The organism is Erythrobacter crassostreae (assembly GCF_019204045.1).
GTDB lineage: Bacteria > Pseudomonadota > Alphaproteobacteria > Sphingomonadales > Sphingomonadaceae > Erythrobacter > Erythrobacter crassostreae.
This window is the reverse complement of sequence record NZ_JAGSPC010000002.1, coordinates 113,527-131,076: the sequence shown is the minus strand read 5'-3', so window position 1 is coordinate 131,076 and position 17,550 is coordinate 113,527. Positions and strand designations below refer to the sequence as shown.

Annotated in this window: 18 protein-coding genes and 1 tRNA gene; 11 read left to right on the top strand and 8 right to left on the bottom strand. The window is 55.6% G+C overall.

Features of this window, described 5'->3' with window-relative positions; translation table 11 throughout:
- Positions 1-8: 8 nt before the first annotated feature.
- Positions 9-2,801, top strand: coding sequence for a DUF3857 domain-containing protein (locus KCG46_RS11325; protein WP_218405535.1), 2,793 nt, complete (start codon positions 9-11; stop codon positions 2,799-2,801).
- A 7-nt stretch (positions 2,802-2,808) separates the two neighbouring features.
- On the opposite strand, the gene radC is transcribed toward KCG46_RS11325, so the two are convergent.
- Positions 2,809-3,501: a RadC family protein gene (gene radC / locus KCG46_RS11320; protein WP_369410212.1), complete on the bottom strand. Its 693-nt coding sequence runs from the start codon at positions 3,499-3,501 to the stop codon at positions 2,809-2,811.
- Between the two features lie 124 nt (positions 3,502-3,625).
- Between radC and KCG46_RS11315 the strand changes: the two genes are divergently transcribed.
- The 8 genes from KCG46_RS11315 to KCG46_RS11280 all read left to right on the top strand — a co-directional run bounded on the left by KCG46_RS11315 (position 3,626) and on the right by KCG46_RS11280 (position 10,270).
- Positions 3,626-6,868 (top strand): intermembrane phospholipid transport protein YdbH family protein, encoded by a 3,243-nt coding sequence (locus tag KCG46_RS11315; RefSeq protein ID WP_218405533.1) that lies wholly within the window; start codon positions 3,626-3,628, stop codon positions 6,866-6,868.
- Entirely contained in the window at positions 6,865-7,125 is a 261-nt protein-coding gene (locus tag KCG46_RS11310; RefSeq protein WP_218405532.1) for a YnbE family lipoprotein, read from the top strand. Before KCG46_RS11315 ends, KCG46_RS11310 begins: the two co-directional genes overlap by 4 nt.
- A 42-nt stretch (positions 7,126-7,167) precedes the next feature.
- A complete protein-coding gene (locus tag KCG46_RS11305; protein WP_218405531.1) occupies positions 7,168-7,554 on the top strand; it encodes a YdbL family probable chaperone protein in 387 nt (128 codons plus the stop codon).
- Between the two features lie 165 nt (positions 7,555-7,719).
- Positions 7,720-8,055, top strand: a complete 336-nt coding sequence (locus tag KCG46_RS11300) for an AtpZ/AtpI family protein (RefSeq protein WP_218405530.1) — start codon at positions 7,720-7,722, stop codon at positions 8,053-8,055.
- 40 nt (positions 8,056-8,095) lie between these two features.
- Entirely contained in the window at positions 8,096-8,887 is a 792-nt protein-coding gene (locus tag KCG46_RS11295) for a F0F1 ATP synthase subunit A (RefSeq protein WP_218405529.1), read from the top strand.
- A gap of 49 nt (positions 8,888-8,936) precedes the next feature.
- Positions 8,937-9,164: a F0F1 ATP synthase subunit C gene (locus KCG46_RS11290; RefSeq protein WP_027442220.1), complete on the top strand. Its 228-nt coding sequence runs from the start codon at positions 8,937-8,939 to the stop codon at positions 9,162-9,164.
- A gap of 88 nt (positions 9,165-9,252) precedes the next feature.
- Positions 9,253-9,747, top strand: coding sequence for a F0F1 ATP synthase subunit B family protein (locus KCG46_RS11285; protein ID WP_218405528.1), 495 nt, complete (start codon positions 9,253-9,255; stop codon positions 9,745-9,747).
- The gene (locus tag KCG46_RS11280) at positions 9,740-10,270 is read left to right on the top strand and encodes a F0F1 ATP synthase subunit B family protein (protein ID WP_218405527.1); all 531 of its coding nucleotides are present in this window, start codon (positions 9,740-9,742) and stop codon (positions 10,268-10,270) included. The genes KCG46_RS11285 and KCG46_RS11280 overlap by 8 nt, the downstream gene beginning before the upstream one ends.
- A gap of 70 nt (positions 10,271-10,340) precedes the next feature.
- Here KCG46_RS11280 and KCG46_RS11275 read toward each other — a convergent pair whose 3' ends face one another.
- The 7 genes from KCG46_RS11275 to aroA form a co-directional block, all read right to left on the bottom strand.
- A complete protein-coding gene (locus tag KCG46_RS11275; protein WP_218405526.1) occupies positions 10,341-11,321 on the bottom strand; it encodes an NADPH:quinone oxidoreductase family protein in 981 nt (326 codons plus the stop codon).
- Positions 11,322-11,325: 4 nt separating this feature from the next.
- Entirely contained in the window at positions 11,326-12,081 is a 756-nt protein-coding gene (gene gloB, locus KCG46_RS11270; RefSeq protein WP_218405525.1) for a hydroxyacylglutathione hydrolase, read from the bottom strand.
- A gap of 178 nt (positions 12,082-12,259) precedes the next feature.
- The gene (gene rpsA, locus KCG46_RS11265; RefSeq protein ID WP_218405524.1) at positions 12,260-13,969 is read right to left on the bottom strand and encodes a 30S ribosomal protein S1; all 1,710 of its coding nucleotides are present in this window, start codon (positions 13,967-13,969) and stop codon (positions 12,260-12,262) included.
- Positions 13,970-14,394: 425 nt separating this feature from the next.
- Positions 14,395-15,030, bottom strand: a complete 636-nt coding sequence (gene cmk / locus KCG46_RS11260) for a (d)CMP kinase (RefSeq protein ID WP_218405523.1) — start codon at positions 15,028-15,030, stop codon at positions 14,395-14,397.
- Positions 15,027-15,236, bottom strand: a complete 210-nt coding sequence (locus KCG46_RS11255) for a hypothetical protein (protein WP_218405522.1) — start codon at positions 15,234-15,236, stop codon at positions 15,027-15,029. The genes cmk and KCG46_RS11255 overlap by 4 nt, the downstream gene beginning before the upstream one ends.
- Positions 15,233-15,502: a CBU_0592 family membrane protein gene (locus KCG46_RS11250; protein WP_218405521.1), complete on the bottom strand. Its 270-nt coding sequence runs from the start codon at positions 15,500-15,502 to the stop codon at positions 15,233-15,235. Before KCG46_RS11250 ends, KCG46_RS11255 begins: the two co-directional genes overlap by 4 nt.
- Positions 15,499-16,821 carry a 3-phosphoshikimate 1-carboxyvinyltransferase gene (gene aroA / locus KCG46_RS11245; protein WP_255551974.1) on the bottom strand — a complete coding sequence of 441 codons (1,323 nt, stop codon included), beginning with the start codon at positions 16,819-16,821 and terminating at the stop codon, positions 15,499-15,501. The genes KCG46_RS11250 and aroA overlap by 4 nt, the downstream gene beginning before the upstream one ends.
- A 168-nt stretch (positions 16,822-16,989) precedes the next feature.
- Between aroA and KCG46_RS11240 the strand changes: the two genes are divergently transcribed.
- Together KCG46_RS11240 and KCG46_RS11235 are read left to right on the top strand one after the other, a co-directional pair.
- Complete coding sequence (locus KCG46_RS11240) at positions 16,990-17,334, top strand: TIGR02300 family protein (protein WP_218405519.1); 345 nt, start codon at positions 16,990-16,992, stop codon at positions 17,332-17,334.
- 93 nt (positions 17,335-17,427) lie between these two features.
- Positions 17,428-17,503: transfer RNA gene (locus KCG46_RS11235), tRNA-Ala, on the top strand.
- Positions 17,504-17,550 lie beyond the last annotated feature (47 nt).

The following is a 17,550-nucleotide window of genomic DNA, read 5'->3' as shown; positions in this document are numbered from 1 at the left end:
GCCAGTTCATGTCATTTCGGATTTCTCGTTCAGCAGTTTCGCTGATCGCATTGTGTGTTTCTACCGTTTCCATCGCGGGCGATGAACCGATCTACGAAGCGGCACCGGACTGGATCGACCCAGTTAATCTGTCCGAAGTGGAACGAGATCCGGCCAACAATCAGGTCGTGAATGATACGCAAATCCGTCTGCAAGATGGCTTGCACTGGGAATACAAAGACATTGTCTACCGGGTCGAAAGCCTCGCTGATCTTTCGAATGTTGGCACGCTGACTGCCAAATGGCTCCCAGACAAAGGTGATTTGATCGTTCATGAAATCGCGATTCTGCGCGGTGATGAGGCAATTGATTTGGTCGGTCAGGACGAGAAGCTGGAGGTTTTGCGCCGCGAAAGAATGCTGGAAAGAAAGATACTGGACGGCTCACTGACCGCTACCTTGGCAGTTCCTGGTCTGCAGGTCGGAGACGAGCTGCGAATGCGGTATTCCGTCACAACATCGGATCAAGCCCTTCGCGACGAAGTTCAAAGCCAGACATTCCTTTGGCGCGAGCCGCGCAAACAAGCCGATTTTGGGCGCATCCGCACGTTGTGGCCTACCGACCTAGATGTGACTTACAAAGCCGGGCCGAACTTTGACCTACCAGCGATCATCGAAGAGGACGGGCACAATGTGCTTGAGGTCACTCTACCTCTTGATGAAGCCGATGACTTGCCGGGCCGCGCTCCACCGCGATACCGGCGCGGTACAATCCTACAGGTTGGGACATTTGCCGATTGGGCAGAGGTGTCCAGCACTATGGCGCCATATTACGAAACCGATGGAGCGCTCGATGGGATTTCCGATCTCATTGCGAAAGTCGAAGCAATCCGAACCAGCAATTCAACCGAACTGGAGCGGGCGGTTGCTGCTCTTGAGCTGGTTCAGGAAGATGTTCGTTACCTGTTGAACGGTCTGGATGGCGGGAACTACCTGCCACAGGATGTCGCAACGACCTGGGAAAAGAAATACGGAGATTGTAAAGCAAAAACAGTGATTTTGCTCGCAATTCTGAATCATCTTGGGATCAAATCCGAACCGGTTTTGGCCTCAATTCGGTCTGGCAACAATGTCCCGTCATCTCTTCCAATCCCCGGTGCATTCGACCATGTGCTCGTCCGCGCAGAAATTGACGGCAACCAGTATTATCTTGATGGCACTTCGATCGGCGCAAACATCAAGACGGTCGGCAACGTGCCGCCGTTCGAATACACACTGCCAATCCGCGCAGCGGGGGCGAGGCTTGAAAAGATAGAGCAGGTTCTGCCGCGATATCCCGAAGTCCAAATGGAAGTTTTTGGCGATGCAAGAGCGGGCGGCGATTTGCCTGCATTGATAACCATTACGGCCAATTTGGTCGGAACTCCTGCAGCACAGACCAATGCGAGAGCGGACAAGCTGACAGACGCTGCGAAGAAAAACATGGGCCGTGGGATGGGGCGGCAAACTGGCAGTGACATCAACGTTTTGGATATCGAAATCATCGAAGGCGAAGATGATAGTGTTTCGACGGTCATCATGACCGGAATCGCGTCACCCATGTTCAGGTATAAAGATGGGCGTTTTGAGACGACTCCGTCGGTGCTCGCGAAACAGATTAGCTTTTCTCCTGATCGCTCCCGCAAGGAATGGCGCCAAATTCCAGTTTGGATTGGCCAGCCTAGCAGCACGGCCATGAAATTCCGTGCGTTGCTGCCCGATAGCCCCGGTGATTTTGAGCTTCGCGGCGGTGAAGCGATTGACGTTGATGTCGCCGGGCGTCGCTTTACCCGAAACGTGGTGTTGGCGGGTGACGAATTGCTGGTCGAAGAGACAATAGAGAGTCGAGGCGGCGAGATCGCCCCTGAATCGTTCCGCGAAGAACGGCGCAAGGCGGCAAGGCTGGCAAGGCAAGAGGTCAAGCTGATCGCACCGGATGAATTGCCTAGGAGGTGGAGATACGCCCAAGAAACGGATCGCAATGCTTTGGAACCGCTTGAGGCTGCATTTGCGCAATTGATCGAGGACGAGCCTGATGAGGTTGCTCCCTACCTGTCCCGCGCTGCATTCAGGTTTGAAACGTATGACTTCGCCGGTTCACTCGCGGATATGAACACAGTGGTCGATTTGCAGGCGACCGCAGAGAATTACCGCCAACGAGCCGGAGCGTTTCTCAAAGTGCTCGACCAGGAAGCGGCGAAAGCAGACATGGAAGAGGCCTATGCGCTTGATCCGACACCGGCACGCGCAATCGAACTTGCCGATTCGATGGCGTATCTTGGTGATCTGACAGGCGCACGAGAGGTGCTGGAATACGAAGACGGAAACGAAAACGTACGCCGCAGACTCGCGTTCGCGTTGGCAGAACTAGATGCCCTTGAAGGTGACCCTGATGCCGGGTTGGACCGACTTCAGGCTTTGCTTGATGACAAGCCCAATGACTCAAACATTCTCAACGAAAAATGTTGGTTCATGGGCACGTGGCAAATCAACATAACCGATGCCGTGTCGGTTTGTACGAAAGCGGTCGAGAACAGCGGAGAATCTGCCAATATTCTCGATAGCCGAGCTATGATTTATTACCGCAATGGTATGCTCGATGAAGCTCTTGTCGACATCAACGAAGCGCTTGATCGCGCTCCGCAATTGGCACCGTCAGTGCTTCTGCGCGGCTTTATCCGTAAGGCGCAAGGCGATGAGGGCGGGCAAAGCGACATTGATGACGCATTGGCGCGGCGTCCGGAGCTTGCGGCGCAGTATAGGCGTTGGGGCTTCGACCTTTGACCGAGGCTTAAATCAATCCCTTGGCGCGAAGGCTTACATGGCCTTCGCGTCCAATGATTACGTGATCGTGCAGTGTTACTCCAAGTAGGCGGCCAGCTTCTGCGATTTTTTTGGTAATCTGGATGTCCGCACGGCTTGGTTCAGGGCTTCCGCTCGGGTGATTATGAACGAGGATCAGAGCGCTGGCGCCTACATCCATCGCTTTACGGATTACTTCGCGCGGATGGATTGCCGCTTCGTCGATTGAGCCATCGCCCACATGATGATCGTCTATCAACCGGTTCTTTGTATCGAGGTAAAGAACGCGTACCCGCTCAACGGTCAAATGCGCCATGTCGATCGCGAGATAATCGAGCAGCGCCTGCCAGCTTGATAGCACGGGCTTTTGAACCACCTCGCTGCGGGCCATCCTGCGAGCGGCGACCGAAACGGATTTCAGCGCGGCTGCACTTGTCTCACCAACGCCTTTGACCCTCTGCAAGGCTTTCGGATCGGCGTTTAGCACGCCGGCGAGAGAGCCAAACTGTTTCAGTAACTCCTTCGCGACAGGTTTGGTGTCGCCTTGCTTGATTGCAGCGAACAATAGGAATTCAAGGATTTCATAGTCGGCCAGCGCTTCGGTCCCGCCGTTCAGCAATCGGCTGCGCAATCGGGAGCGGTGTCCGATACCGGCTTGTTTGCCCGAATCTGATCCAGGCACAGGGTTCCCGCTTGGCTCTTGGCCAAAATCAAAGCTGTCATCTGATTTTGCCACTCAATCTTCCAATGAATTACCCTTAGACTTCATTGCCTTTGCACGGAGATGCGCGCAAGTGTGAGGTGTAATGGCGGCTGACACCGATCAAACTGATTCAGGACGTTCTAACTGGCTTTCACTGCCTCGCAAGCGGCGGTGGAGGGCGCTGTTGTTGGTACTGGCGCTGTTGGGCGCGGCAGTGGTCGTTCTTTGGGTTACGCGTGAACAGATTGCCGGGAATGTTATCGAAGGTGAATTGGACCGGCTTGGGCTGCCAGCATCTTATGACATTGTCTCAATCACCCCACAAAAGCAGATCCTGCGGAATTTTGTGATCGGCGATCCCGATCGTCCCGATCTTTCGATTGAGGAACTGGTCGTAAACCTGGACTATAGTTGGGCGGGTCCGGTCGCAGGTAGAATCGAGGTCGTTCGGCCGCGCCTTTACGGTTCATATCGAAGTGGTGTTCTCAGCTTTGGCGCGCTTGATCCGGTGGTATTTGCCGAAAGCGACGAACCCGCAGGCCTGCCGGCCCTTGATATCGCTGTGCATGACGGCCGCGCTTTGATCGAGACCGATTTTGGCAATATCGGCGCGAAACTTTCGGGAGAGGGGCCGCTCGATAGCGGATTTGTTGGGAAACTGGCCGCGACCGCTCCGAATATGGATGCGGAAGGCTGTTTGGCGCGCAGTGCGACTGTGTATGGCGATTTGACCACCAACAATGGCGCCCCTTCGTTTAGCGGACCTGTGCGGCTGCGTGATCTCTTATGCAAAGGGGTCTCAGTTGCCAGTGCCGATGCGAACGCCAATATTTCGCTGACAGATGATTTTACGACTGCTGGTGGTGATTTGAGCATCTCCGCGCGAGAGATCGGCTATTCTGGAAACATCAGCTCCGAGCTTGATGGCGATGTTCGACTAGGCTGGGGCGCTGGCGGCCTCAATGTCAGCCATGATTTTACCGCTAAGCGACTGGCTTCAGCATTTGGCACCGTGCAAGAGGTCCGCGTCGACGGAGCATTGCGAAGCGATGGCAGCCTCGAGCGCATTGATTGGAATGCAGATGTTACTGGCGCCGGCGTGAGCATGGGCGGCGATCTGAGTTCGATAGTCGCGGAAGCAAAAGCGAGTAGCGAAGGTTCCCTGATCGCTAGCCTGCTTGAGAAATTTGAGAAGAACTTCGCAAATGCAGCAGCCAACTCGGACTTATCAGCGGCTGTGACCATTCGGCGAAATGAAGATGCGATTACGGTTGTTGTTCCCGAAGGGCGATTGACTGATGGAGGCGGCAATCCGCTGCTCGCGATTTCGCGCCTTTCTTGGACAAGTGCAGGCTCAGGTGCTCGCCTTAGCGGGAACTTTTTGACTGGGGGAGAAGGGCTTCCGCGCATCAACGGACGGATGGAGCAGTCACGCGGCGGGGATCTTGTCCTGCGCATGGCGATGGCTGAATACGCATCTGGCGCGGACCGTATCGTGATCCCGCGCCTTCAAGTGTCCCAAGCGCGCAGCGGCGCGTTTGATTTCGACGGAATAATCAATGCCGATGGTGCGATTCCAGGTGGGACCGTCACCGCGCTGGATTTGCCGATCGAAGGCAGCTGGAGCGCCTCGAACGGCCTTTTCATCGGCGAACGTTGTAGCCGTATCCGGTTCGGAGCGCTGTCGCTTTATGAATTGTCTTTAGAAGGGCGAACATTGGCACTCTGCCCGCAGTCTGGGGCAATGCTCCGCTATAGTGACGCGCTAGAGGTTTCGGTGGCAACACAAGCTATCGAGCTTGCTGGTTCAGTCGCGGGTTCGCCAGCAGTCGTGTCGGCAGAAACGGTCTCATTTTCCTATCCCGGCAACTTCGAATTGAGCGGGCTTGCTGCTGTGATTGGCGCTGATGATAGCGCAATACGCCTCAGAGCTCATTCTCTGTCGGGTGATGGAGAAGGGCTAAGCGGTTCTTTCAGCGGTGGGGAAGCGAGCCTCGATTTTGTCCCATTGGATCTGTCCACCATGTCTGGGCAGTGGGCGTATCGTGATGAGGCGCTGGTCTTCGATGAAAGCACATTTACCCTCAGCGAGAGGATCGAAGGAGAGGCCCGGTTCGAACCGTTGTTCGCGCGTGACGCGACGCTCACCCTTGCGGGCAATGATTTGAGCGCGCGCGCAGCGCTTTTGCATCCCGGTTCCGAGCGTCTGATCACGCAAGTCGACGTCGATCACAATCTCGGCACAGGCGAGGGACGAGCACTCATTGATGTACCCGGAGTAGTACTGGACGATAAATTGCGGCCGGAAGACCTTAGCTATCTGGCAAAGGGTGTGATCGCGTTTGCCGACGGCACCGTCTCCGGAAACGGCTCAGTCGAGTGGACTGAAGACACGATTTCAAGCGGTGGTACCTTCGGGACAGAACGGTTGGACCTCGCGGCAACATTCGGACCGATTGACGGACTGCGCGGCTCGATAGAATTCACCGACCTGATCAATCTGACAACCGCGCCCGATCAAGTGATTGAGATCGGATCAATTAATCCCGGAATTGAAGTACTTGGCGGCATGGTTGTTTATTCGATGACTGGCGGAGAGCTTATCTCGGTCAAAGACGCCCGTTGGCCGTTCATGGGAGGCGAGTTGAGCCTCAATCCCGTGGACATTCGATACGGCGTTCAAGGTGAGCAGCTCTATGTCTTTGACATAATCGGCCTAGATGCGGCGACCTTCATCGCTCAAATGGAGCTTACAAATCTCGGTGCGAGCGGCACTTTCGATGGATCAGTTCCAATTCTTTTTGACGATCAAGGCAACGGCACCATTGGCACTGGCCTCCTCGTCTCACGCCCTCCGGGAGGCAATGTCTCGTATATTGGTGAGCTGACCTACGAAGACATGGGTGCGATCACGAATTTCGCGTTCCAGTCACTGCGTTCGCTTGACTATAAACAAATGAGCATCGGTTTGGACGGCAGCCTTGCCGGGGAAATTGTGACGAGCTTTAAGATTGATGGAGTGCAGCAAGGGAAAGATGCTTCGCGGAATCTTGTGACGCGCCAGCTTGCGAGCCTGCCGATCCGTTTCAACATTAACGTCCGGTCGCAGAATTTCTATCAGCTGGCGACGATGGTCCGTTCATTCTTCGCTCCCGAGTTGCTCGGAAACCCTGTTGATCGTGGGTTGCTAAGTGTCGAAGGTGGCAGGTTTGTCCCTAATCCTGCCTTAGTTGGGCCAAGATCGCCCGAACCTGCCCCTGATCCAACCGCACCATCAAACAATGACGATTTGAAACGTGATGATGAATCGCTCGTTCAACCTTCAGAAAGCGACAATACGCTATGACATTCATGAAATTGACCGGATTCCTTAATGCTGTCACAGGATCGGACGTGAATTACGGACGAAAAAGGGCGGGGCGGATGACGGTCAAGGCCGGAGTAGGCGCGGTTAGTGCAATGGCTTTAAGTGGATGCATCAATGTTGCAGCCCCGGAAGAGCCAATTGTGATCGAGCTTAATATCAATATCCGGCAAGAGGTTATTTACAGGTTGGCCGAGGATGCCGCCAACACGATTGATGAGAATGCAGATATCTTTTGATTCGCAGTTTCGACGTCGCGATTGAGGGTTAGGAAAAGAATTATGACTATTCGCAAATTTGCTCTGGGTGCAGCCGCTGGCATTGCCGCGCTAACCGCAGTCGCCATGCCTGCACAGGCGCAGCGCGATCCGGCCTATGCCGCTGCCCGTTCAGCCGGGCAGGTGGGTGAGAAGACGGACGGATATCTCGGTATCGTGGTCAACGCGACACCGCAGCTTCAGCGTCTGGTCAACGATATCAACATCAAACGCCGTGCCGTCTATGCTCGTAAAGCGCAGGAAAACAACGCGACGCTCGAAGAGTATGCGCTATCTGCGGGCTGTCAGGCGATCGCCCGGACTGTCGCTGGCGAAAAATATCAAGCGCCGGACGGATCTTGGCAAACGCGCACGAGCGCTCCACCGCAGCGTGATCCTCGCTGTCCGTAACGGAACTCATGCTGTAGCGCCCTTCTGTCGCTTTTTTTCAAGCGATTGTGCGGCAAATACACACCCACTACGGTTGACTCGAATATGCCCCCCTTCTAAGGGAGCGGCGCCCTCGGCGGGCACTTCTAAGCGTGTGCCTTGCAACCCCCTAAAGCGGAAGCTGGCATGAGCGACGAAAAGCCTGCACGAGAACCCATTGCTGAGGATGCGCGGATCGATGCGCTCGAAGCGCGGTTAAAAGCCGCAAACGAGCGCGAAGAGGAGCGTACCAAACCAAAGGTCAAAGGGGCTGATGCGAATTATCGCAGCGGCAACCGGGTACTGGCGGATCTGCTTGGTGGGATTTTCGGAGGCATGGTAATCGGCTGGGCATTTGATGCTCTTGTCGGAACCTTGCCCTGGGGTCTGTTGGTTGGCCTGTTCCTTGGAATAGGTGTCGCCTTCAGAAACATTATTCGAGCGGCAAATAACAGCTCCGACGGGTCCGGAACGGACGATTAGTCAGAGTTTTTGCTGCAACTAGTTTAGGGACCGACCAAAAGTGGCAGCCGATCAGGCAAAAGTCGATCCGATGAAGCAATTCCAGCTTGAACCGTTGTTCGGTTCAGAAAACTGGAAAGAGCTTGCTGGCTTCGACATCGCATTCACCAATTCCGCAATGTGGATGGCTATTACGGTCGTCCTGCTGTGGGGTTTCGTCTTTGGCGGCATGAAGCGTGAGCTCGTGCCAGGACGTTGGCAAATGGCGGTCGAAAGCTTCACCGGCTTTATCGATGATATGTTGGAAGCGAACGTAGGCAAAGAAGGGCGCAAATATGTGTCCTACATCTTTAGCTTGTTCATGTTCATTCTGTTCGCAAACCTGTTGGGTCTGATGCCAATCGGTGTGCTCGGGTTGCACCCGTTTACGTTCACAAGCCACTTCACAGTGACCGGTGTTCTGGCAGTGCTCAGTTTCTCGATTGTCCTGATTGTGGGCTTTTGGAAGCACGGTTTCAAGTTCTTCACTCTGTTTGTGCCTCACGGCACGCCAGTGCCAATGATCCTGCCAATCGCGCTGATCGAGTTCTTCTCGTTCCTGATCCGTCCGTTCAGCCTCGCGCTGCGTCTCTTCGTTGCGATGATGGCCGGTCACGTTCTCCTGAAAGTTCTGTCCAGCTTTGTAATCGACGGCCTCAACGCTGGCGCGATGACTAGCATTATTGTGGCAATCCCCAGCTTCGCTTTGATGATCGCTATCAGCGCGCTAGAAATTCTGGTCGCAGGCATTCAGGCATATGTTTTCGCTCTGCTAACATCGTTGTATATCAACGATGCAGAGCACCTTCACTGATTTCATCCATTACCATTCACACAGTTTTGATTTTCAAGGAGTTTTTATAATGGAAGCAGAAGCAGCCAAGCTCGTAGGCGCAGGCCTTGCAGCAATCGGCGCCGGTATGGCAGCCATCGGCGTGGGTAACGTCTTTGGTTCGTTCCTCGAGAGCGCGCTGCGCAATCCTGGCGCAGCTGATGGCCAACAGGGCCGCTTGTTCATCGGCTTTGCCGCCGCCGAACTTCTCGGCCTACTGGCATTCGTCGTCGCGATGATCCTGATCTTCGTCGCATAATCGACTTATCTGATTTTACGGGCTGGCGGGCATTCGTGTCAGCTGGCCCGTTTATCTCTTTTATTCTAGCAAGCTTCGGACCCGGCCCATGCCTCAGATAGCCCAACTTGCCGAATTCTGGTCGAGCCAGGTTTTCTGGACTCTGATCTTTTTCGGTCTCACATTTTTCGTGATCGGACGCGGTATGGTGCCCAAGGTCATGGGCACCGTTGAATTGCGCGACAACCAGATCAAGGATGATCTGGCAGCAGCACAAGCTGCGCGTGATGCGGCGGATCAACAGGAAGAAGCGTGGCGCGAACGTGAAAATGAAAACCGCGTTGCTGCTCAATCATTGATCGCTGATGCCAAGGCTAAGGCTGCGGCTGCGAACGAAAAGAAGCTTGCGAGCGCGCAAAAGCGCCTGGACACAAAGCTTGCCGAAGCCGAGACCGAAATTGAAGCTGCACGTGTAAGCGCGATGGCTGAGATTGAAGGCGTTGCGGCTGAAGCAACTCAAGATATTGTAGCCCGGCTGTCGGGCGAAAAGGTTGATAAGCGCACTGCGCGTGCCGCCGTCAAAAAGGCGCTCACCAATGCCTGATATTCTGACTATTCTTGCCGCTGCCGAAGACGGCAAGGCCGTTCCTGCGGCCTTTGGCGTACAGGATTATCAGTGGGTTTCGCTGGCAATGCTAGTGCTTATCGGTGTCTTTGTTTGGAAAAAGGTTCCCGGGCTGATCACCGGCGGTCTTGATTCAAAGATTGCAGAGATCAAGCAGCAACTTGATGAAGCGAAGACCCTCCGTGCGGAAGCGGAAGGTTTGCGCAATGAATACGCCGCCAAGATCGCTTCTGCCGAACAGGACGCGGAAAAAATGATGGAAGGCGCTCAGCGTGAAGCTGACGCGATCCTAGATAAGGCGAAGGCGGATGGCGAAGCTATGGTCAGGCGCCGGAAGAAAATGGCGGAAGACAAGATTGCCGCCGCAGAGCGTGATGCAGTCGCTGGCGTAAAGGCGAAAGCGGTTGAAGCAGCGACGTCGGCGTCGCGCACATTGATCGCTGATCGTCACAGCAGCGATGCCGACACACAATTGGCAGATCAGGTGATTGGATCGCTCTAAACGAGAATACAATCATGCGAGTTTAAGGAAGGGCGGTTCGATTGAGCCGCCCTTTTCGTATCCGGTCCCCTTATCGCGCGGGTTCGAACACCAGTTTGCCAAATAACTCGCCGCGCTCCATCGCATCAAAGCCTTCGCGCCACGCGCTGAGCGGCAATACCCGATCGATGTGCGGATTGATCGCGCCTTCACATGCTAACCTATCGATCTCGTCCCTGATCGCTGTTCCCCGTCGCGGAAAGCGCCGCGCATATTCGCCTGCTCTTACCCCGACGACCGAGAACCCTTTGATTAAGGGGATGTTGGCGGCAATTTCGGGAATCCGTCCCGCGACAAATCCGACGACTAAGAGCTTCCCGCCGAAGGCAACGCATCGGGTGCTTTCATCGAAGACATCGCCGCCGACAGGGTCAAGGACAAGATCGCACAGCTTCCCGTCAGTCAGGTCTTCTATTGTTTCGCGAAATCTGCCCGAGTTCGTGATGGCATGATTGGCGCCTGCAACTTCGCTTAGCCGATCTGTTTTATCGGGGCGGTGAGTCGCTGCGATGACCTTGGCCCCCAATGCTTTGGCAAGATCGCAAGCCGCCAGACCGACGCCGCCACTTGCTCCGTGGACGAGGACTGTCTGTCCAGACTTCAAGCCGCCCAGTTCAACCAGGGCTGTGTATGCCGTAGAGTAAGCCGCTCCCATCGCCGCAGCGGTTTGGAAACTGACGCCTTGCGGAACCATTCGAAGCGCAGCCGCAGGGACGCTGGCAATTTCGGCAAAACCGCCTGTCTTGGCGCCGCCAGTCACTCGGTCACTCGGTGAAAAGCCACTGTCAGCATCGGCCTCCATCACTACGCCCGACATTTCCATGCCGCAGGTGAAGGGCGGTTCGGGCTTGAACTGATATTTGCCGCGCGTCATCAGCAAGTCTGGGTAGTTCAGCGAGGCTGCATGTACGCGGACCAACACTTCACCAGCACCGCGCTTTGGGTCGGCAATATCGACTAAGCGTGTTCCGGACAGATCATCCGACAAATTTTCGACCCTGAGAGCTTTCACGGGCTTAAAAGTTGTCCTTGCCAGCACGAAGCGCTGCAAACGTCTCGTGCGGCTCTGTGCCGCCCCATTTGGCCATCAACGCCGGATCATCGGCCCTCAGGAAGGGGTTGGTCGCCAGTTCGCGGCTCAACTGCGTCGGAACGGTTGGTTCATTGCGCTCTCTTTTTGCCGTGATCTCCGCGACATAATCGTGAAGCGCTGAATTGTCTGGATCGGCATGAAGGGCAAATTTGGCGTTTGCGGCGGTGTATTCATGCGCACAGTAAAGCGTCGTCTCAGCGGGCAGGGCTTTGATGCGCTCTAAACTCGCCCAGAATTGCGGCGCTGTCCCTTCGAACATGCGTCCGCAGCCAAGCGCAAACACGCTGTCGCCTACGAAAGCTATGCCCGCTTCAGGCACGTGAAAAGCAATGTGGCCGTTTGTGTGGCCTGACACATCGATGATTTCGGCTTTGAATTTGCCTAGGGAGACTACGTCGCCATGGCTCACTTCGGTGTCGATGGATGAAAGTCTCTCGACTTCTTTAGGGGCAATGACCTTTGCGCCAGTCGCGGCGATGATGTCAGCATTGCCGCCCGCGTGATCCGGATGCCAATGCGTGTTCCAGATATGAGTGATCGTCCAGCCCTTCGCCTCGGCTTGTTTCAAATACTCTTTTGCATCTGGCGTATCGATCGCAGCGGTTTCGCCGCTTTCAGGATCGTGGAGGAGGAATCCGTAATTGTCGGAAAGGCACGGGAATTGGTAAACTGTAAGCATGATGCAGAGCGTAAGGGTTCGTACGCCAATAGGAAAGGCCCGGCTGCAACGAAGCAGCCGGGCCGTTTCAAATCATCGGCACCGATGGTGCCGCAAGGTCGACTGACCGTCGCGCCCTTTGGCGCGGTAGGCTAGCAGGCCGGATGGCCTGCGCCCGCCGCTTGAGGGCGCAGCAAGATCAATCGTCGCTCTTCTTGAGAGCTTCGCCAAGGATATCGCCGAGCGATGCACCGCTGTCGGACGAACCGAACTGCTGTACTGCTTCTTTCTCTTCGGCGATCTGACGCGCTTTGATCGAGAAGTTTGGCTTTTTCGAACGGTCGAAACCGATGACCATTGCATCAACTTTGCCGCCAACCTGGAAACGGTCAGGACGCTGTTCGTCGCGGTCACGGCCGAGGTCCGAACGCTTGATGAAGCCGGTTGCACCGTCGTCGCCAACTTGAACCTCAAGGCCGCCATCGCGAACTTCGAGGATCGAAACAGTGACGACCTGGTTTTTGCGGAGCGAGCCAGCTGCTGCTGCGCCTGCTTCGGTTGGAGCACCCTTTTCAAGCTGCTTCATGCCGAGGCTGATGCGTTCTTTTTCAACGTCAACGTCAAGGACAACTGCTTTGACTTCTTCGCCCTTGCGGTGAAGTGCCAGAGCGTCTTCGCCCGAGATGCCCCATGCGATATCCGACATGTGGACCATGCCATCGACATCGCCATCGAGGCCGATGAACAGGCCAAACTCGGTGGCATTCTTGACTTCGCCAAGGACTTCCGCGCCAACCGGGAATTTCTCGGCAAACTCGTCCCAAGGATTGCGCTGAGCCTGCTTGAGGCCGAGCGAGATGCGACGCTTTTCGCTGTCGACTTCGAGAACGAGAACTTCGACTTCCTGCGAGGTCGAAACGATCTTGCCAGGGTGAACGTTCTTTTTGGTCCAGCTCATTTCCGAAACGTGGACGAGGCCTTCGATGCCGGCTTCCAGTTCAACAAATGCACCATATTCGGTGATGTTGGTGACTGTACCGGTGAGTTTGGCACCCATTGGATATTTCGCAGCAACGCCATCCCATGGATCGCTTTCAAGCTGCTTCATGCCAAGGCTGATACGCTGTGTATCGGCGTTGATGCGGACGATCTGTACGGTGACAGTTTGACCGATTTCGATGATCTCACTCGGGTGATTGACCCGCTTGTAGCTCATGTCGGTCACGTGGAGGAGGCCGTCGATGCCGCCAAGATCCACAAACGCACCGTAATCGGTGATGTTCTTGACCACGCCTTCTATAACCTGACCTTCGGCCAGTTTGTCGATCAGTTCGCTGCGCTGTTCAGCGCGTGTCTCTTCCAGAACGGCACGACGCGAAACAACGATGTTGCCGCGGCGACGGTCCATTTTGAGGATCTGAAACGGCTGCGGCACTTCCATAAGCGGAGTGACATCGCGAACAGGGCGGATATCGACTTGTGAGCCTGGCAGGAAGGCCACGGCGCCGTCGAGGTCGACTGTAAAGCCACCTTTGACGCGGCCGAAGATGCGGCCTTCAACGCGGGCGCTTTCGCCGAATTCGTTTTCAAGCTTGTCCCAAGCGGCTTCGCGGCGGGCGCGGTCGCGGCTGAGCATTGCTTCGCCATCAGCGTTTTCGACGCGGTCGACATAAACTTCGACTTCGCTGCCGACTGTAAGACCGTGGTCTTCATCGCCGCGGGAAAATTCTTTGAGGTTGATGCGGCCTTCGGATTTGAGGCCCACGTCGATCACAGCCATGCCGGCTTCGATCGCTGTTACGGTGCCTTTGACAACGCGGCCTTCAAAGCCTCCGTCGCCGGCGCCGCCGAGTTGTTCGTTAAGGAGCGCTTCAAAATCGTCGCGCGTTGGGTTGGGCGAAGTCGCCATAGAGGAAAAAATCCTGTTTACGTTTTGCTAGCGGCCACCGGTTTTGAGTCTTGCTCATTCCGGGGTCTTAATCTGTCTCCCGCGCACTATTGCGTGGGCTAACAGGGCAAGAGGCCGAATGTCTCTGCGAGGCCGGATGCCGCCGCAGAGGTTCTCTTGATTGTTATAATCTTCGGGAACGTGCGCGCGCTTAAGCGAAAGTGCCCTGCAAAGCAAGCGATTTGCCGCCTGTTCAGGTGCCTCGTATGACACAAACCGCGGTTGCGGAATCTGTTATCTTGTGTGCGCTACCCCCGTGGATGGCGGGCTTTCCAAGGTCTGAAGTGTGACTTTCCGATTCTCGGCGAGGGCGGTTTTGTTCGGCATCGCAAGACCAAATCACGGACAGGCCACTGTAGGAAAACGATTTTTAGCGACTAATCTATTTACTGGCCCATCTGCCGGTTGAGCGCTTCTTTGACCGCATCCAGCACAGTTTCAAACGCCTCGTCACGATTGAAGCTGGTTGTGTCGATGACAAGTGCATCAGGCGCAGCCTTTAAAGGCGCATCCGATCGGTTGATGTCGCGGGCATCGCGTTTGGCGATGTCGGCTTCCACGTCGGCGAGCTGAATGTCGATGCCGCGATCGGTCATCTCCAGCCAGCGCCGCCGCGCGCGCTCCTGCACGCCTGCGGTGATGAAAAGCTTCACGTCTGCATCTGGCGCAATGATCGTGCCGATGTCGCGTCCGTCGAGTACCGCGCCGCCCGGTTGCATGGCGAAGGCGCGCTGACGTTCAAACAGTGCTTCTCTGACTTCAGGATGGACGGACACGCGGCTTGCCATACTGCCGGTGTCTTCTGATCGAAGGATTGCCTCTCCAAGTAGATCGTCAGAAAATTTGCAGGCTTTAAGGGCATCTGACGCATCATCCGGATCGCCGCCGTTCAATGCCACCTGCCGCCCGACTGCTCTGTAAAGCAGGCCGGTGTCGAGGTGCGGGATGCCGAAATGCTCGGCAAGCCGTTTTGCGATTGTCCCTTTGCCCGACGCTGTAGGCCCATCGACTGCGATGATCATGAGAAGATGTCCCGTGCTCGTGTAGGTGTCAGCATGCGCGCCTCGCGCCGTTTCCAACGGTGATGCAGGAAGAGGAAGCCGAAGCTGGCGAGGATAAGATTTATACCAAAATCAAAGTTGTCCCAGCTGCCATCGTTCCAAAACAGCGGCGATCCGATGGCAAACCCCATCAAAAGAAACGCTGCCAAGATTCGGCGTTTGATCACGCCACGCTTTTGTCGCGCTTGGATCTGGATCGCAAGGCCTTGATGATGCCGAATACCGCAATTGCTGCCCAGAACCCTTCAAGAACGAGGCTCGGCCAATTGGTGTGCACCATAAGCGAAACTGTTAGCAGGGCCGCACCAATCAGGTTTGTGCCGTGAAGGATGAACGGGTTCGGCTTGTCGACATAAGTCAGATATGCGTAGGCCCCAATTATGCAGGCTGTGCCGATAAAGCCGATGTAGCTGTAGATATCGAGATCGCTCATTGCGCTTCGGCTCCTGAAAGCAAATCCATAAAAGATGGGAAGCTTGTGGCAATAGGCGCGGTGTCGTCCACGCTTACCCCGTCGCGGCTCACGAGTCCTGCAATAGCCATGCTCATTGCGATCCGGTGGTCTAATTTGGTCTTAACCGATGCGCCCGTTGGCGTTCCGCGCAGGGGCTCTCCGCCTGTACCGTGGATCGTGAGACCGTCTTCATGCTCTTCGACATCAGCGCCGGCCAGCGTGAGTGCGGCGGCCATGGTGGCTATCCGGTCGCTTTCCTTGACGCGGAGCTCTTCGAGGCCCGTTGTCCTCGTGGTGCCTTCAGCGAGGGCCGCTGCAACGAACAACACGGGGAATTCGTCTACCATGCTCGGCACGATAGCGGGATCGAAGTCCGTACCCTTTAGCGCGGAATGACGCACACGCAGGTCGGCCACCGGCTCTCCGCCAACTTCGCGGTTTTTGAGTTCGTCGATCGATCCGCCCATCTGCTGCAGGGCGCGCACGATACCGGCACGCGTGTCATTCATTCCGACATTTTCGATGGTGATATCGCTGCCGGGTACAATCAACGCGGCGACCATGAAAAACGCTGCCGATGATGGATCGCCGGGCACGACAACATTCTGAGGTTTTAGTTCCGCTTCGCCATGTATCGAGATTAAACGCTCGCCATCTTGTTCGCCAATCTCAAGTTTCGCGCCAAAGCCCGTCAACATCCGCTCGGTGTGATCGCGGGTCGCGATGGGTTCAATAACGCTGGTGGTGCCTGGCGTGTTGAGGCCTGCCAGTAAAACAGCGCTCTTCACCTGCGCGCTCGCCACAGGGAGGCGATAGGTAATCGGTACAGCTGGGGAAGCTCCTCGCAGCATAAGGGGCAGGGTGCCGCCTCGCGATGCGTCAAAAGACGCGCTCATTTGGCTCAACGGTTCAATAACGCGGTTCATCGGACGACCTGAAAGGCTCGCGTCGCCTGTAAACGTAGCGCTTAAACCGTGACTGGCCAGCAATCCCAACAGAAGCCGCGTCGATGTGCCGGAATTTCCCATGTCGAGAGCCTGCTTTGGCTCAAGCAAGCTGCCCAGACCTGCACCGTGCACATGCCATGTACCCGTTTCATCGCGCTCAATATGCGCGCCGAGTTGCCGCATAGCGGAAGCGGTAGCCAAGACGTCTTCGCCTTCTAGCAACCCCTCAACCGTGCTTTCGCCAATCGCAAGCGCGGAGAACATCAGTGCACGGTGGCTGATCGATTTGTCGCCGGGAACGCGGATGTTTCCAGAAAGCGCTCTAGATGATTGAAAAGTGTGGGCTGGCAATTCTTTTCGTCCGTGACTACGTTCGATTTCAAGACGCGCTGCTTTGACAGTGCCCCATGCATCTGGCAAGGCGCGCCGCGATCTTGATTCCGGAACTCTCCGGTCCCAATACATATCAGAGACATTCGCCCGGCACGCTGATCGGGCAAGACTAAGGATTGTGTGAGAATGGCTAAGCCAGAATGGGGTACCAAGCGTACCTGCCCAAAATGCGGAGAGCGTTTTTACGACCTCGGTAAAGATGAACCGGCTACCTGCATTGAGTGCGGCGAAGAATGGTACCCTGAGCCGGTCCTGAAATCGAAGCAGCCTATCCCGTTTGATGATGCCAAGAAAAAGAAAGACGGTGAGGCGGATTCAGACCTGTCGGGCGACGACGAGGATGATGAGCTGAAAGACGTCGAGAATATCGACGATGAAGAAGATTCGCCAGATAATGATATTGATCTGGGCGGCGACGATGACCTTGGCGTTTCCAAGGGCAAAGGCGACGACGACGATCACGAGAATTAATTCTTGCGTTTCGCAGGGGGCGGCCATAAACGGCCACCTCCTTGCGATAGCAGGGTTCGGTCTTATCTTTGGTAAGGCCAAAATCGATGAGATGGGGCCTTAGCTCAGCTGGGAGAGCGCAACACTGGCAGTGTTGAGGTCAGCGGTTCGATCCCGCTAGGCTCCACCATCGAACCATATTGAAGTCGGAATTCTAAGTAAGAGCTCCGCACGCTG